Origin of the sequence: uncultured Campylobacter sp. (assembly GCF_905373215.1) — a bacterium.
GTDB lineage: Bacteria > Campylobacterota > Campylobacteria > Campylobacterales > Campylobacteraceae > Campylobacter_B.
In genome coordinates, this window is sequence record NZ_CAJPRT010000001.1 from 204360 (window position 1) to 219604 (window position 15245).

General features: G+C 44.7%; 16 protein-coding genes. 6 read left to right on the forward strand and 10 right to left on the reverse strand.

What is annotated here, in order from left to right; genetic code table 11:
• Window positions 1-85: 85 nt before the first annotated feature.
• Window positions 86-2032 (forward strand): TonB-dependent receptor, encoded by a 1947-nt coding sequence (locus tag QZ176_RS00975; RefSeq protein ID WP_306528327.1) that lies wholly within the window; start codon window positions 86-88, stop codon window positions 2030-2032.
• Between the two features lie 49 nt (window positions 2033-2081).
• Window positions 2082-3227 (forward strand): PepSY-associated TM helix domain-containing protein, encoded by a 1146-nt coding sequence (locus QZ176_RS00980; RefSeq protein ID WP_295150441.1) that lies wholly within the window; start codon window positions 2082-2084, stop codon window positions 3225-3227.
• A 189-nt stretch (window positions 3228-3416) separates the two neighbouring features.
• Here the strand turns inward: QZ176_RS00980 and QZ176_RS00985 are convergent, their stop codons facing one another.
• From QZ176_RS00985 to QZ176_RS01000, 4 genes are all read right to left on the reverse strand, one after another.
• On the reverse strand, window positions 3417-4349 hold the full coding sequence (locus tag QZ176_RS00985; protein WP_295150444.1) for a D-2-hydroxyacid dehydrogenase: 933 nt from the start codon (window positions 4347-4349) through the stop codon (window positions 3417-3419).
• A 579-nt stretch (window positions 4350-4928) separates the two neighbouring features.
• Window positions 4929-6113 carry a glutathionylspermidine synthase family protein gene (locus tag QZ176_RS00990; protein ID WP_295150447.1) on the reverse strand — a complete coding sequence of 395 codons (1185 nt, stop codon included), beginning with the start codon at window positions 6111-6113 and terminating at the stop codon, window positions 4929-4931.
• Window positions 6114-6893: 780 nt separating this feature from the next.
• Window positions 6894-7481: a UPF0323 family lipoprotein gene (locus tag QZ176_RS00995; protein ID WP_295150449.1), complete on the reverse strand. Its 588-nt coding sequence runs from the start codon at window positions 7479-7481 to the stop codon at window positions 6894-6896.
• Window positions 7478-8116, reverse strand: coding sequence for a helix-turn-helix domain-containing protein (locus QZ176_RS01000; protein WP_295150452.1), 639 nt, complete (start codon window positions 8114-8116; stop codon window positions 7478-7480). Before QZ176_RS01000 ends, QZ176_RS00995 begins: the two co-directional genes overlap by 4 nt.
• Before the next feature lie 277 nt (window positions 8117-8393).
• Here QZ176_RS01000 and QZ176_RS01005 point away from each other — a divergent pair, with 277 nt between their 5' ends.
• Window positions 8394-9017 carry a TetR/AcrR family transcriptional regulator gene (locus tag QZ176_RS01005; RefSeq protein ID WP_295150455.1) on the forward strand — a complete coding sequence of 208 codons (624 nt, stop codon included), beginning with the start codon at window positions 8394-8396 and terminating at the stop codon, window positions 9015-9017.
• A 335-nt stretch (window positions 9018-9352) separates the two neighbouring features.
• Entirely contained in the window at window positions 9353-10693 is a 1341-nt protein-coding gene (locus tag QZ176_RS01010) for an FAD-dependent oxidoreductase (protein ID WP_295150458.1), read from the forward strand.
• Window positions 10694-11034: 341 nt separating this feature from the next.
• On the opposite strand, the gene QZ176_RS01015 is transcribed toward QZ176_RS01010, so the two are convergent.
• The 6 genes from QZ176_RS01015 to QZ176_RS01040 all read right to left on the reverse strand — a co-directional run bounded on the left by QZ176_RS01015 (window position 11035) and on the right by QZ176_RS01040 (window position 13540).
• Window positions 11035-11424 carry a hypothetical protein gene (locus QZ176_RS01015; RefSeq protein WP_295150460.1) on the reverse strand — a complete coding sequence of 130 codons (390 nt, stop codon included), beginning with the start codon at window positions 11422-11424 and terminating at the stop codon, window positions 11035-11037.
• Between the two features lie 35 nt (window positions 11425-11459).
• The gene (locus tag QZ176_RS01020; RefSeq protein WP_295150463.1) at window positions 11460-11942 is read right to left on the reverse strand and encodes a hypothetical protein; all 483 of its coding nucleotides are present in this window, start codon (window positions 11940-11942) and stop codon (window positions 11460-11462) included.
• Between the two features lie 30 nt (window positions 11943-11972).
• Window positions 11973-12377: a hypothetical protein gene (locus QZ176_RS01025; protein WP_295150466.1), complete on the reverse strand. Its 405-nt coding sequence runs from the start codon at window positions 12375-12377 to the stop codon at window positions 11973-11975.
• A gap of 50 nt (window positions 12378-12427) precedes the next feature.
• A complete protein-coding gene (locus tag QZ176_RS01030) occupies window positions 12428-12937 on the reverse strand; it encodes a colicin immunity domain-containing protein (protein WP_295150468.1) in 510 nt (169 codons plus the stop codon).
• Between the two features lie 8 nt (window positions 12938-12945).
• On the reverse strand, window positions 12946-13254 hold the full coding sequence (locus tag QZ176_RS01035; protein ID WP_295150470.1) for a hypothetical protein: 309 nt from the start codon (window positions 13252-13254) through the stop codon (window positions 12946-12948).
• Window positions 13255-13348: 94 nt separating this feature from the next.
• Window positions 13349-13540, reverse strand: coding sequence for a hypothetical protein (locus tag QZ176_RS01040; RefSeq protein ID WP_295150473.1), 192 nt, complete (start codon window positions 13538-13540; stop codon window positions 13349-13351).
• Between the two features lie 312 nt (window positions 13541-13852).
• Between QZ176_RS01040 and QZ176_RS01045 the strand changes: the two genes are divergently transcribed.
• Together QZ176_RS01045 and QZ176_RS01050 are read left to right on the forward strand one after the other, a co-directional pair.
• Entirely contained in the window at window positions 13853-14008 is a 156-nt protein-coding gene (locus QZ176_RS01045) for a hypothetical protein (protein WP_295150474.1), read from the forward strand.
• 391 nt (window positions 14009-14399) lie between these two features.
• Window positions 14400-15245 carry a universal stress protein gene (locus tag QZ176_RS01050; RefSeq protein WP_295150477.1) on the forward strand — a complete coding sequence of 282 codons (846 nt, stop codon included), beginning with the start codon at window positions 14400-14402 and terminating at the stop codon, window positions 15243-15245.

Here is a 15245-nt window from a genome sequence, read left to right on the forward strand (position 1 = left end):
TGATAATGCATATCTTATTATAGTAAAATGAGTTTAAATTTTAATAAGAAAAGGAGCGTTTGTGCGCACAATATATAAATTATCGCTGATCACTGCTATAGCGACAGCCGGAATATCGGGCGAGATAGAAAAACAGGACAAAAGCGTAAATTTGGGTGAAATTACCGTAGTCAGTGCTACGGGCTATCGGCAAAATATTCAAGACGCACCCGCTTCCATCTCCGTTCTTACGCAAAAAGAGATACAAAAGCGCAACTACCAAGATATCTCCGCAATGCTAAAAGATTTGCCGAGTGCCTTTACCGCAACACTAGGCGCTGCATCGAGAAAAGGCATAAGTCTAAGAGGCCTATCTCAAAAATATACGAAAATTTTAATCGACGGCAAGCCTGCGACTAGCGATAGCGCTTATAAAGGATTAAGAAGTATCGGCAGTAGCCAAAATTTCTTGCCTCCCGCAAATACGATAGAGCGCATAGAGGTCATCCGCGGGCCTATGAGCTCGCTTTACGGCAGCGACGCTATGGGCGGAGTAATAAATATCATCACCAAGGGCTTTTCAAATGAGCTTAGCGGTAATGTAAACGGATACTATACTTTCGCTAAAAAATCGCAAATAAAAGGTGATTATCAAACGGGCTTTTATCTAAACGGAGCTATCGTCCCGGACGTGCTAGGTATCGCACTTTACGGTAGATTTTTTGAAAAGATAGAGGATAAAGAGCCTTATGCGAATAGAAATAATGAAGAGACGAATATGGGCGCAAAACTGATGTATAACGTAACGCAAAATGATGAGGTAACGCTTGATTATCGTAAAGTAAATAATAAATTTAGGCGTACATATGGGCGTACGCGAACAACCTCGGGAGGCAATAACGATATTGCGAAAGAGAATATGAAAGGCTACACCGCAAGCCTGTCTCATCAGGGAAAATACGATAAATTTATGATAGATAGCTACGCAAATTACGATAGCATGAAAGAAAGCGGCGCCCAGGATCTGCGTCTTAGAACGACTACGCTAAATTCTAAAGGCTTATATTTTTTCGATTCAAATGCTTTGAGTTTGGGCGTGCAATACCGAAGCGAGAGATTAAACGAAGCCGCTACTACCGCAGATGAGGCAAATGTCAAAAGATGGGATTATTCGATCTATGGCGAGGATGATTTTTATCTAACTGACGATTTAACACTAACCGGTGGAATCAGATATAACCGCGATAAGGACTATGGCGGCCATATATCGCCGCGCGCTTATGCCGTTTATCGTTTAAACGAAAGTTTTTCTATTAAAGGCGGCGTTTCGACGGGATATTCAACTCCGGATATTAAGCAGCGTAGCGAGGGCCTTGCCCTGCCATTTGCAGGAGGCCAGGGAGCGCAGATCGGCAGAAGCTCTCTAAAGCCCGAAAGTAGCATAAGCTACGAAGGCGGGTTTTCTTACGACGATAACGATAAATTTAACTTTAGCGCTACTGCGTTTTATACCGAAATCAAAGATGGAATTTCTACCAAATTAATTTGCCGTCCAAGACCAGGAAATCCTTGCGTGCATAACGGCAAAACTTACAGGCGCGGTATTTGGGACACTATAAATATCGGAGAAGCCGAGGTTAGGGGTCTAGAGCTAAGTAGCGATTATCAAATTTTAGATAATTTGAAGCTGCATGCAAACTACGCCTATACGAAATCTGAGCAAAAAACGGGTAGCGAGAAGGGCAAAACCTTAAATAATTTTCCAATCCATTCGGTAAAGCTAGGATTTGATTACGACGTAAGCTCCAAGCTAAACTTATGGTCGCAAATAAATTATTATAGTAGGACGCGCGATAGCCTAAGCTACGATGAGGATATCCGCTCATACACGCTTTTTGATCTGGGCGCGAGCTATAAAGTCACAAAAGACGCAAGTTTAAATTTTACGCTTTATAACATATTCAACGAATTCGTACTAACGCGCTCGGGAAATTATCAAATGATGGTCGTAGACGGGATGAAGGCGCAGGTTGGATTTAACGTGAACTTTTAAATTCTCGGCGCATAAATTTCGTCCGCGGATTTAAAATTTAAGGAAATTAATGGCGATTCTAAAAAGGAAAAAATTTTGGTTCAACGTCCATCTTGTTTTGACGCTTATATGCTGCGTGCCGATCTTAATCGTAGCCCTTAGCGGCGCTATTATCTCGTATCATGATGAGATTATAGATGCGTTAAATCAAAGCAAATCTTTCGTGAGCCCGAGCGGAAAAGACGCTCTTAAGCCCGCCAAAATTTTAAATATTTTCAGAAAAGCCAAGCCCGGTTTTATGCTTAGTTATTATAGAATTCCGCAAAATAAAAACGAAGCGATTAGGCTTTCCGGTACAGATTCTGGCGGCGAGTTTAAATCATATTTTATAGATCCTTATAGCGGTGAAATTACTTCGGAAAACATAGGTGATACGTTTATCGGTGTAATGCTAAACCTACATACCAATCTGGGATTTGGGCTAAGCAAAAACGAAACTCTGCGGCTAATAGGCAAAAATATCGTGGCGCTTAGCACGGTTATGTTTATTTTGGTCTTAATTTCAGGCGCGGTGATTTATTATCCTAGTTTTAGAGGGAAAATTTTACGTGCATTTAGGATAAATTTTAAAGCTAGAGGTTATGCTTTTTTATATAGCTTACATGGCGCAGTCGGAGCTTTGCTGCTGCCTATTTTGCTTACGATAAGCGCTAGCGGGCTTTATTGGTCGTATGATTGGATAGCCAAAATCACCAACAGAGCGCTAGGCGAAAAGGAAATTTTTAGAAAAACGAGTTTTACCGAAGTGCGAGGATTTTCGCTCGAGGATGAAGATAAAATTTTAAATTTGCAGACGGTATTTGATATTTTTAAGCGTGAACGCGGTGAAAACTACGAATTCTTCAATATTATCGCTCAAAAAGATGGAGAAAATTTTATGATCTTTTATTTCGATAAAGGCGAAAAGAGCGAAGAGCATATGAATACGATGAGCGTAAACGTTAAAAAGGGCATCTTGCGGCATGCTCGCTATGATGATACGAAAAGTACCATGCCGCGCCCTTTTGCTATACATAAAGCCGTTTTGAGCGTGCATTCGGGCTATATCTTTGGCGAGGCGGGTAAGTTCTTGTTTTGCGTAGCGGCGATTTCAGTGTTATTTTTTATAGTTACGGGATTTTGGATGAGCATAAAAAGAATTTATAAGAAAAGATAAATCTACGAATTCAAAGCGGAGAGATAGCTTGTCCGCGGCGTAAATTTAAAATTTTACCCGAAGCAAGATCGCTTCTTTTCAGTTAATAAAATTTTATGTGTAGCGCTTTGAAATACTGCGTGCAGAGTCTTTGTGGGCCTTGTGCCGCATTTTGATTTTGTTAAATTTGCTTCGGCGTTTCAACCGCACTTATTTACCGCTCATAAAATCCCTAATATTCTGCGCGATCATCTTTATCAGCCGTTTGCGAGCCTCGACGCTCGCCCATGCGATGTGGGGCGTGATGACGACGTTGCGGCGATTTTTTACTCGCAGCAGCGGATGATCCGCCCTCATCGGCTCTGTTTGCAGCACGTCAAGCGCCGTGCGCAGGCCTCGCTCGTCCACGGCGCGAGCCAGCGCGTCCTCATCCACGATGCCGCCGCGGCCGAAATTCATCAAGATCGCCCCCTCTTTCATCTTCGCAAGCTCCGCCTCGCCGATCAATCCCGCCGTTTTTTCATTTAGCGGGGCGTGGATTGAGACGATGTCGCAAGCTCTCAAAAGCGTGTCCAGGCTCACTCTGGCGAACTCGCCGTTATCGTTCGCGCCGCTGGTGGAGTAGTATCTCACGTTCGCGCCGAACGCGGCGGCGATGCGGGCGAGCTTTACGCCGATCTGTCCAAGCCCGATAACGCCGAATTCTTTGCCGTAAATTTCGCTGATGGGCGCATCAATGTGAGTAAAAATTTCGCTCTCACACCATTTGCCGCTGCTGCCGTAATCCGCGTAGTATCCGAGCGCGTTGGTTAGCGCAAACAGCGACGCGAAGGTCTGCTGCACGACGCTTTGCGTCGAATAGCCCGCCACATTTTTCACTGCGATGCCGCGAGCCTGCGCGGCCTGCATATCGATATTATTCGTGCCAGTGGCGCTGACGCAGATCAGCTTAAGCGCGGTTTGCGCCATGATCTCGTCCGCGATTAGGACTTTGTTGGTGATGACGACATCGGCGCCCGCTAGGCGTTGCGCGGTTTGCGCGGGCTCGGTCATCTCATAGCTTTCAAACTCGCCCAAGCTCGCGATCTCGCTAAGATCGGCATCTCCTCCCAGCGTCGCGGCATCCAAACATACGATTTTCATATTTCCCCCTTTGCGTTTTAAAATTTTAAGCCATGGCTGCGCGGCTAAATTTAGCCGCTAAATTCCGTCGCGCAGTCGAAGCATGGTGCTTAAACGGTAAATTTTAACTCACGAAATTTAGCTATTGCGGAAATTTACTCTAGCGAAATTTTACTATTGCGAATTCTACCCTCGCGAAATTTAACTCAGCGGCGCGCGGGGCGTTAAATTTTAAAATTCTAACTCGCATCAAAATAAGCGGTAAATTTTACCGCCGCTGAACCCTGCGTCTAAATTTTGAAATTCTAATTTGCGCCGAAGTGAGAGATCAATTTTTGCCGCTCGCGTTTAAATTTTAAAATTTAGCTCGCGCAAATCTTGCTCTGCACGGAATTTAGTTCGCGCCAATTTAGCCTGCTCGAAATTTTATCTGCGCAGAATTCCAGTAGCGACGCTACGTTAAATTTTGCCGTAGCCTCCAGCGTTAAATTTCACCGCCGCCCAGCGATAAAATTTACCGCCGCGAGAGCCTTGCCGCCAAAGCTACTGCCAAAATACTCCGCCTTAAAATTTCTCAAATTTTTAAAATTTGCCGCGCCGCTACTTCGCGTCCTCGATGTAGTGCCCCACAAATTTTGAGAGATTATTGAGTATCTCGCCGCCCTTGCGGAAGCCTAGCGCGCAGCCCTCAAAGGCGAAAAATACCCCCGCTTGGTAGCTCTGGGCGCGCTCGTCTTTGTTTAGCTCGTAAAATTCCTGATATAAAAATTTCTGATTTCCGTAGTCGCCGCCATTTTCCTCTATCTTTCTGCCGTCGGCGTCGAAGATCGCTACGTTCGCCCCCTCGCGCGCCAAAAACGGCTTTTTGATCATCTTTTTGCCGATGATCGGCGAAAAGGAGCTTTGTAGCAGCAGCGGGTGGTTTGGATACAGATCCCACAGGATTTTCATAATCCCCTTACTTTGGAAAAGCAGCGTGTATGCGGGATTTAGGATGATCGCCTTTTGGTTTTGCACGATGTTTTTTAAGATGAGCGCAAGCTCGCCCTCCTCGATCGCGATCGCCTCCCAAGGGATGAGCTTGAACCAATACTCGTAGTTTTCGCCCTCAAAAAACACGCCCTCTTCGTCGTTAAATTCCACCTCGTCCACGTAGGCAAAGCGCGTCTTAAAGCCTGCATCCTCCGCGGTCTGCTGCAAAAGTTTCGTCGTCTTTTCGTCCTCGACGTTGCCCGCGACGCTGCTAAATAGAATTTTCCACCCCTCGTAAAATTTGGAAAAGTCCTCGAGCTCGCCGTCAAGCACCACGAGCCGCTTGAAATTATCGCGCAGCGCGTCGTAGAGGTCGTTGAACTGGCTCGCCTCGTCCATGCCGTTTTCTTTGAGCATCGCCCACTGGATGATCGCCGTCTCAAACACCGCCGTGGGCGTGTCGGCGTTAAATTCTATCAGCTTGATAGGCTTGCCGTCCAGCCCGCCTGCGAAATCAAAGCGCCCGTATAGGTGCCAGTGTACTTCGTTTTCCCAGCTTTGCTTGATTAGATCGACGAGGTTGAAGGGGATGCCGAGCTCGTGGAAGAGGTTGTTGTCGATGACGTGCTGCGCGGCTGCGACAAACATCTCATATAGCTCGTTCGCCGCTTCGTAATACGCATCCGCTTCCGCAGCGCTCACGCGCACGATCTCGTCACTGACGTAAGGGGTCTCATCGGCGTCCGTGTGCCAGTAAAAGCCGAGCTTTTCGAGATACTCGTTGCTTAGCGGCGTTATCTTTTTTAGTTGCATAGATTTTCCTTTTTATGTAAATTTTAAAATTCCGCCCGCAGCGCAAAACAAATATAGCACTAGTCGCTGCCGGCGTATCTTGCGAGCGCAGCGAAGCAGAATAAAACGCGAGCTATGGGCTCGCACCTCTAAGCGCACCGGTTAATCAGAGCTCGGCGGGCGAGCGGTGCATTGCCCCGTCGCAGAGTGGCACCTCTTTTGCAAGAAATACACCCTTGCAAGTAGCCCCTCCTCGGCTTCCTCAAAAACTACGGCACGACTTAATCGCGCGATGCTGCGACCTAGATTTCGCTCGGGTAAATTTACTCACTTTAGCACCGCTTGGCGATATAAAATTTGCCGCAAGAAGCGCTGCGATACGAAATCCGATTGCGGATGCGGTGATTAAAACTCCCACCGTAGCACGGCCTCGCTCGCCTTAATGTCGCGTCGCAATATAAAATTTTATCGCACGACGCTGCCTTTCATATCAAAATTTCGCCGCGTGGCAATACCTCAGTAAAAAATGCAATCCGATGCGCTCGGCAGCGGGCGCGAATTCCACCTCGTCATAACATCGCCGCGGCAATAATTACAAACTTGCTATACGCATAGTGACTAGGACATTGTCCCCCGAGCGATACGTAATTTGCCGTATCGAATTTCACCGAAAACGTGCCATACGGAGTGCGCTTTCGTTTTAGCTAAAATTCTACTGCGACGGAATTTTGCTCGCTTTCAAGTGCCGCGTGTTAAAATTTAAACTCGCCGCGCAAAGTCGCCGTATATTTCAAAGCGCGTTTAGCCGCCGAAAAAACCGCCGCTCTTGCCGCTCTTACTTCCGCCGAAAAAACCGCTTCTGCCGCTTCGCGCCTTATCGTTTTGCTGCTTTGCTTGATTGAAGCTATCGACGCTTCTAGAATATGCGCTAGGGCTTTTATAGGCGGTTTGGCGCTGGCTTTGATAGGCAGGGTTGTTAAACAGCTTGCCGCCGATCCATGAGCCGATGATGGCGCCTGCAGCGCTTGCCAAGATCGCTTCGCCCAGGCTCATGCCGCCGCTGCTAAGCTGCGCGTTTTGGTTGGTTAAATTTGAAGTGCCGGCGTCGATTTTGGCGTTTTCTTCGGCTAGAAGGGCTTTGGTTTCCTCATCGCTTAAAATTCTCTCCGTGCCGTCGAGCGATCTTAAGATAATCTGGGTTTTTTCGCTTGGAAATTCCTCTAAAATTTTATATTTTCCCGGCGCGACCTCTTCAAGCCGCACGAGCGCGCCTTCTTGCAGACGGACGTTTTGCTCCTGCCCCCTATCGTCGCAGCCTGCTAACGAGCCCGCCATAACGAGCCCGAAGCCGCTTACCAGCGCATAGCTAGCGATTTTGCGTAGTTTCATTTAGATCCTTTCAGTGATTTTATATCTAGGCTTTGATTTATCAAAAGTTCGTTTCCCTCGACGCGGATAAACTCGCTCTTGCCGATATTTTCGATGATTAGGCTTTGCGCTTTGAGGCGTTTTTTGCGTTTGAGCGATTTTACGAATTTTGCAAGGCTCGTCCATTCGCTACGATCGAAGGTTTTTTCTTTGATTTCGACATCATAGGGTTTGGCCTCGCGGCTTTTGCTCGAAAGCAGCGGTTTGTCAAAAAATGATAAAAAATACCTGAGCTTCTCGTCGCGCTCCTTATACATCAGCTTGATTTCATCTTTCGAGGCGATTAAAATTTCCTCTTTTTCTTTGTGAAGCCTGTCCTTATCGCTTTGCAGTGCTTCGATTTTACCTTTTAGCTCGGAGATTTCTTTGATGAGATAGTCGATGAAGCTTTGAGTGCCCGCCCCACCGCCAGTACGCGTGCTTTTTGCAGAGCCTTGCGAAGCGGGCTCGCTTTGTTGCATTTCATCATCTAAAAGCACGTAGCGTACGCCGCCGCTTTCCTCGGCGCGCAAGGAATTTCTACGGATGCGGTTATAGACGGCTTCTTTTGAAATTCCTAAAATTTCGGCTGCTTCGCCGATCGAGACTTTTTTCATACAAAGATGCCTTTTAGCGTTTTAGGTAATTATTGCTAAATTTGCCTAAAATAGGCATTAAACGCTTCGTTTACAAAGATAGATTCCGCCTTACCGCAGCCGGCGCGCGATAAATTCCGCTCGCTCGCGCCCGCTAGATATAAAATTTCGCTTCGCTTGCAAAAGCCGCGCAAATTATTTTTTGCTGAGGTTTTAAAATTTTAGCCCAATAATGTTGCTTAATTAAGTATATTTTTTATACACTTACAAAAAATTTTAGTATTTCAAAGGAGGCGAAATGTCTGAATCGCCTAAATATAAAAAATCCGAAATTCGCTGTAAGCTCATTTTAGACGCGGCGCTGGAGCTGTTTTTAGCCAAAGGCTACGAAGCTACGAGCTTAAGCGATATCATCGAGCTTAGCGGCGGCTCGCTATCGTCGGTTTATAAGTATTTTGATAACAAAGAAAGCCTATTTTTGCGCATCATCGAACTGCAAAGTAAAAAGCTCGACGAGCGAATGAACGAGCGCATGCGAATCAATAAAGACCTAAAATTGCGTGAGTATCTGCGAGAGTTTGCAGGGATTTATCTGGAGTTTCTTTTCGCTCCGGAAGCGATAAAATTCTACCGACTGATACTTTTCAGCGGCTTTAACGGTGCGCTTAGCGAGAGCCCAAAAATCTTTTTAAAAAGCGGCGTGCTAGGTTCGCCGAATGCGCTGGATGAGTATTTGGCGGCGCATGCGGACGAGTTTGCGCCCGGGCGCACGGCAAAAAGCCTAGCGCTATATTTTTGCTTTTTGCTTAGAGAGCCGCATTTTAGCAGGCTGCTATTTTTCGACGAAAAGCTAAATTTCAAAGCGAGCGAGCTAATCAAAGACCGCATCGATATATTTTTGCTCGGCGTAAAAAAGCGCTAATGGCGGAATTTTACGGCGTAAATTCCGCACGCTTCGCGCCTTTAAATTTTATGAGCGGTTTGGGGCTTAGAATTTTGTAGCTTGGATTCTATCTGCTACCAAGCGCTATAAAATGCCACGTATCCCGCACTTAAAATTTTAATTCTATCGGCGCAGAATTTTTAAAACAATTAGAGCCAAAATTTTATTTTCCGCATTAAATTCCGTGCTGCAGTTAAAATTTCATCGTTAAATTTCGCGCCTCTTGCCTGCGCCTTTAAATTTGCGCCACTCAGATTTTAAATTTAATAAAACCTCTTATAATCCCGCGAAATTTCAGATCAAAAGGATAAAAAATGGATTATGATATCATCGTAATAGGCTTTGGCAAAGCAGGCAAAACCCTTGCCGCAAAATCCGCTGCGCTAGGCAAAAAAGTCGCTCTCATCGAGCGCTCGCCGCAAATGTACGGCGGCACCTGCATCAACGTAGGCTGCATCCCGACCAAGCGGCTAGTTACCGCGAGCAAGGAAGCAGGCTTCGTAAATTTCAGCGTGCTCGGAGAGTATTTCGTGCTGAGCATGCAGAAAAAGGACGAGCTCGTAGAGGCGCTGAGGGCGAAAAATTTAGCTATGCTAAAGGGAAGCCCAAATATCGATGTAATCGACGGCGAAGGCTCATTTATGAGCGCGAATTCCGTGCGCGTGCTAAGTCCTGACGGACAGACGCGTGAAATTTCAGCAGAAACGATCGTCGTAAATACGGGCTCGAGGGAGGTCGAGCCTAGCTTTGAGGTAAGCTCAGGGGTCGCTTATAGCAGCGAAGAAATTTTAAATTTAAAGATCCTGCCGAAGCATCTAGTAATCATCGGCGGCGGATTTATCGGGCTTGAGTTTGCCTCGATGTTTGCGGGGTTTGGCTCTAAAGTCAGCGTGCTGATGCGATCGAAATTTATGAAAAACGAGGATGAGGACGTGGCTGCCAGCGTCAAATCCGCTCTGCAGGCCCAAGGCGTGGAGATTATCGAGGGCTGCGAGTTTTTGAGCTTAAAGGGCGGGGAGCTGAAATTTAACCTCGCGGGCGAGAGCGGGGTGGTCACAGCGGATGCGTTTTTATACGCCCTCGGTCGTCGCGCAAATACGAGCGAGCTAAATTTAGCCGCTGCGGGGGTGCAGACGGACGTGTACGGCAATATCATCACGAACGAGCATCTGCAAAGCTCGGCTGCGAGCATCTACGCGGCAGGCGACGTGCGCGGCGGCGAGATGTTTACCTACACGAGCTTAGACGATTTTAGGATCATTTTTAGCGCGCTTTTCGGAGACGGCGCGCGCACTACGAAAAACCGCGCACCGCATGCAAGCGTGCTGTTTACCCGCACGCCGCTAGCTCGCATCGGCCTTAGCGAGCGCAAAGCAAGAGCGAGCGGACGCGAGATCAAGGTGCTAAAGCTTGCGATGGCGGCAGTGCCGGGCGCCAAGGTCGTAGCACACGACGAGGGAATGATGAAAGCGGTCGTGGACGCGGCTAGCGGCGAAATTTTAGGCGCGGCGCTTCACTGCGTAAACGCGCACGAGATCGTTAATGAGCTGGCGATCGCCATGGCGCTGGGCGCGAAGGCGGACTTTTTCAAAAACCAAATTTTTACGCACCCGAGCATCAGCGAGGCACTGAACGATCTTTTCGGGCAGTTTTGAGCTTTTAAACCTTTTTGCGTTTAAAGCTTTGATAGCAAGCGGCGCTCGGGCTTGGCGATGCCCGGGCGCCCTAGCTAGGCAATGTCCTACTCCAAGCGCCCGGAACAAATTGATCGCGAAATTTAATGCGCCGGAGCGGGTTAAATTTAGACTGGGTTAAATAATTTGAGCCCTTGCCACCAGCGTCTTTCTTGGTCGCTATAACTTGGCACGCATCGCTTCATCCGCCGCTTGTAAAAAATAATTTCTAGGTTATCTTGGAATTGTTTTGAAAGAGCTGTGTGTAAAATTCTGTTAGCACCTGCCGCGTTTTATTGTTTAGAATTTCAAAAATTTATACTTTATGGATAGATCTGAAATTTTATTAATCCCCAAAGATTAAATAGGTTAAATTTTTGCTCAAATTCCCATACGCAACCACCCAGTATTCTTTTATGATATTTTTGAGTTTGTAAGTTATCGTCCAGAAAGTCGGCAAATATTTTAATCCTATCTTTGTCTACTGTGCCTAGCCCTTCATCCTCTTTCTCAAACGAAGCGACAATTAAATGCGACAGAGCAATCTTGTCGTAGAAATTTAATGTCTTGTCTTCTAGTAGATTTAGCATAGACGTAATTTTGCCGATGTCTGCTAATTCTGGCTCCCAATCTTGCTCATCTCCCGTCGAATCTAACTCCAAAAGCTTATTTAATTTTATTGTGCTTTCTTTTCTTACGAAATAATCGGTCATTTTATTATCCTTTATAATGTTTTTAATTGTGATACTTAGCCGTCCGCGCTATCTAGCAGCTTTTTGGAATTTTGCAAAGCCCATACGAAATTTTCGAGCTCTACGCAGTCTTTTAATTCAAATCCAAAATTTAACAAACCTACCGATAGGGCGTCGCCATCTTTTATGACATGCGCTATTAGATTGCCTTTATGTTCTATACTCACTTTATTTTCATATCTTGTAAATTTAAAGATATTTTTCGAACATCTTCCGTTTCTTTTTGAAAATTTCTCAAATTGCTCCGTAAAATTCGGTGTTTGATTTCCATCTTTTAGCCATAATCCCCCAGCATATAGCGCCCATATAAGCTCGTAAAAATTGATATTATGCCGAGTCTCGGTAGCAGCGACCAAAAGCTTATTCGTTTCATGGTTGATCTCTATTAAAGCCTCTCTGTCCATATGCCAAATCTCGGCTACTACTTTTTCTCTATCCGGCACGGAGGCAATTAAAAATTCAAATTCATTTTTTATCATATTAAAATCCTATTTTTTGTTTTTTACTACCTAATTTAATTTGAATGCTCCATCGTTCGAGCCTAAATTATATTTATCCCATTCTTTTATGACGTCTCGCGCCTTTTCTACTACGATATGCCAATTTGGATCCTCTATAATGGCGCGATCATCGGTTTCGTCTTTTGCTTGATAATTTTTTATAGCATCTCTAAATTCTTGCAATAATTCTATAAGTTTTGGCGGGAATTCTAAATGATAAGCCGTATTTTTTACAAAATCGTCGAAATCAAAATCATCAAAAAGTGTGCACATTAGCTCTATATACGATGAAATATAGCCCTCTACGTTGTTCTCATTCAACCAATACATTTTTTGCTGCTTTATGCTGGAAGCCTCTTCTATATTATCATAAATGCCCTTTATGCGGAATTCTTGCCCTTTTAAATTAAGCATCTATTTTTCTCCGTAAATTTTGTATTAAATTATTTTGTCTAAATCAAATTTTATTCATTTCCACTCTTAATCTCCGCAAGCGTTAATTTTGCCAAAGGATTGATAAGCTTAGCGATACAATATTTATTATCGCATGTAATCACGCTTTGGCGCTTATCTACTTCCATTGCATTAGAGCAATTCGGGCACATTACATAGCCTTCGCCCAAATCAACGCCAATCGAAAAATTTAACCCTCTCTGCTCTTTCAAAAATCTAAAAAATTCCTCTTTTGAAATTTTGATATTAGAAAATAATCGAAAAATTTCTTCTGCCTTTTGCCTTATCTCGCCTTCTTTAAAAAATACGTTAGGAGCCTTTTTAAAATCTTCATCAAACTCAGAAAATCTACCCACCATCATATCCAATTCTTTTAATGCCTGCTCTTCTGCTTTATTGGTTGCGCAATATTGCGATTCCAAATCATACATCTTATAAAATTCATCGCAAAACAGCTCTATATCGCACCAATCTGATAGAAATCCAGCTATTAAATAATACAACCCTTCATTTTGCTGCATATTTCACCTCATTTTAAATTTTTATTATTTACGCCTTTTAGAATTTCATGCAATAGCTCGTTTTCGGTTGCATTTTTCTCATCTAATATTGATACGCCTATAGTTGTTGGAGTAATCTTAGATAAAAACAGATTTACAAGCTCTGTTTTTTCATCGATTCCGTATGATGATGTAACGATATCCAATAAATCGTGCCGCTCTATAAAACTATCAAAGATATCTTCTAATTGCGACGCTTTCTCTGCGTAGAAGAATATCCACTTGACGCCTATAAGAAAATCCGTTGTGATATTGCTAAAGATATCTATCTTATCCATAAAGTGCGATCCGATAAGCAAATATATGTCCGAGCTGCTTTTAGACAAAGAGTCAAGCTCACAAATAGAGCCGATATTTTTATAATTTAGCATTTTATTTCTCACTTCCTCGCTTTTTTATCGTCTTTAGCCACTCTTTTTCAAATTTATAATATCTTTCAAGCTTTTTATTCTTTTCCGCTTGATTCCACTTTTCTATCTCGGCATAATCTTGCAGTTCGCCTCTGCACTTAGGGCAAACACTCCTATCTTTAACGTCCGAAAAATTATAAAATTTACTTCTCATATTTTTAAAATTTTACCGTAATTTTCCTACAAAATTTTACTTAAATTTGGCTTCAGTCGTTTAAAATTTTATCTCTTTGAAATTTAAATTTCAACCATTGTCCGGCGTTTTAAATTTCTATGTTTTTTTAAAATGCGCGCTTCAAACGCCGCTTTAAAATTTACGCAGACGCGAGCAGGGGGGGTCGCTGCGATAAATTTAAAGTCAAATTTTATTTCTAGCCATCTTTTAATTTGTTTCTTATCTTTGGTGTATTAAATCCCGCTTCGTTTCATTCGTAAATTTGAAACGTATTTCTAAAAAGGAAAAACAATGAGCGAAAGAAATTTACAAATTTTAGGTTGGGCGGGCACATGCCTGTCGGTCATCATGTACGTATCCTACGTGCCGAACATAATGGCAAATTTAAGCGGCAACAAAGTCCCGTTTCTCCAGCCGCTCGCAGCCGCGATAAACTGCACGATATAGCTTAGCTACGGCCTGCTAAAGCCCAAAAAGGACTATCCGCTCGCCGCGGCGAATTTCCCGGGGATCATCTTTGGGCTACTAATCGCAATAACGGCGCTTTGAACCGCGCTTTTAGCGGCTTGATAAATTTTAAAACCGCCCGCGCCGCACCTTGCCTACTGCATCCGCAACGCTTTTTAGTCGCCTACTACGCTGCAACTACTCGATCGCTGTCAGCTGAGCCTGAGCTAGCTTACCACAAGCGCACCCGCCTCATAAATCCATTACGACGCGGCTTTGAAATTTCACAAAATCGCCCGCGCTGTATTCAAATCTACGGAATTTAAATAACTTTTATACAAAATTTGATAAGCTTATTTTGATTAAAATTTTATCTTTAAAAGGACGAAAAATGAAAAAGGTCATCACTTGCGTCGATCAAAATGCGCTTGCCCCGGCGGTTAGAGATTACGGAATTTACGTCGCTAAAACCTTGGGTGCCGAGCTCATGTTTATTCACGTGGTTGAAATCCCAGAGCTTGGCGAGAATTTTTATGGGCTAGCCGCAGGCGGAATCGTCCTGGGAGAGAATGATATCCTTGCAAATAGCTATGGAAGTCCCACACTAGGCGGCGTGGATGCGGAGAAAGACCACGAAGAAGCCGAAGCGATGCTGGATGAATATATCTGCGCCGCGACTACTGCGGGCGTAAAGGCGAGTAAGATCATTAAAGATGGCGATTTCATCGACGTTATCGCCGAGTACAAGGACGAAGCTGAAATTTTTGTACTCGGTATCAAGGGCTCAAATAACGAGGACGTGGGCTTTAATGCAAGCGTGCTGATAAAGGAGCTTCACGTGCCGTCGCTGCTCGTAAATAAGGAATTTTCACCGATTAACTCCGTGCTCATCGCATTTGACGGCACTGACGCGGCGAAACGCACGCTTGAGTTTATAAAGAGCTCAAAGCTTCTTGCGAGCGCGCATAAGCATGTCTTGCACATCAATGCGGGTGCCGCAGAGGGCGAGCGGATGCTAGATCTAGCGCGCGAAATTTTAGGCACTCAAAACGCCACTTTCAAATACATCCAAGCCGAAGTTCCCGCCGATGAGATCATCAAATATCGCCGCGCCAATAACCTCGATCTGATCGCTACCGGTGCCTTTACGAAGGGGTTTTTCAAAAAGCTCTTTTTAGGCAGCGTCTCCGAGGACATCTTGCACAATGCGCTTGTACCGGTGCTAGTGCTATCGTAA

Excerpts from the sequence above, each read along its gene's own strand:
- QZ176_RS01015 (WP_295150460.1), bottom strand. The coding sequence starts at position 11,424 with ATGACCGATTATTTCGTAAGAAAAGAAAGCACAATAAAATTAAATAAG.
- QZ176_RS00985 (WP_295150444.1), bottom strand. The coding sequence starts at position 4,349 with ATGAAAATCGTATGTTTGGATGCCGCGACGCTGGGAGGAGATGCCGAT.
- QZ176_RS00995 (WP_295150449.1), bottom strand. The coding sequence starts at position 7,481 with ATGAAACTACGCAAAATCGCTAGCTATGCGCTGGTAAGCGGCTTCGGG.
- QZ176_RS01025 (WP_295150466.1), bottom strand. The coding sequence starts at position 12,377 with ATGCTTAATTTAAAAGGGCAAGAATTCCGCATAAAGGGCATTTATGAT.
- QZ176_RS01035 (WP_295150470.1), bottom strand. The coding sequence starts at position 13,254 with ATGGATAAGATAGATATCTTTAGCAATATCACAACGGATTTTCTTATA.
- QZ176_RS01020 (WP_295150463.1), bottom strand. The coding sequence starts at position 11,942 with ATGATAAAAAATGAATTTGAATTTTTAATTGCCTCCGTGCCGGATAGA.
- QZ176_RS01030 (WP_295150468.1), bottom strand. The coding sequence starts at position 12,937 with ATGCAGCAAAATGAAGGGTTGTATTATTTAATAGCTGGATTTCTATCA.
- QZ176_RS01010 (WP_295150458.1), top strand. The coding sequence starts at position 9,353 with ATGGATTATGATATCATCGTAATAGGCTTTGGCAAAGCAGGCAAAACC.
- QZ176_RS01050 (WP_295150477.1), top strand. The coding sequence starts at position 14,400 with ATGAAAAAGGTCATCACTTGCGTCGATCAAAATGCGCTTGCCCCGGCG.
- QZ176_RS01040 (WP_295150473.1), bottom strand. The coding sequence starts at position 13,540 with ATGAGAAGTAAATTTTATAATTTTTCGGACGTTAAAGATAGGAGTGTT.
- QZ176_RS00990 (WP_295150447.1), bottom strand. The coding sequence starts at position 6,113 with ATGCAACTAAAAAAGATAACGCCGCTAAGCAACGAGTATCTCGAAAAG.
- QZ176_RS01000 (WP_295150452.1), bottom strand. The coding sequence starts at position 8,116 with ATGAAAAAAGTCTCGATCGGCGAAGCAGCCGAAATTTTAGGAATTTCA.
- QZ176_RS00980 (WP_295150441.1), top strand. The coding sequence starts at position 2,082 with ATGGCGATTCTAAAAAGGAAAAAATTTTGGTTCAACGTCCATCTTGTT.
- QZ176_RS01005 (WP_295150455.1), top strand. The coding sequence starts at position 8,394 with ATGTCTGAATCGCCTAAATATAAAAAATCCGAAATTCGCTGTAAGCTC.
- QZ176_RS01045 (WP_295150474.1), top strand. The coding sequence starts at position 13,853 with ATGAGCGAAAGAAATTTACAAATTTTAGGTTGGGCGGGCACATGCCTG.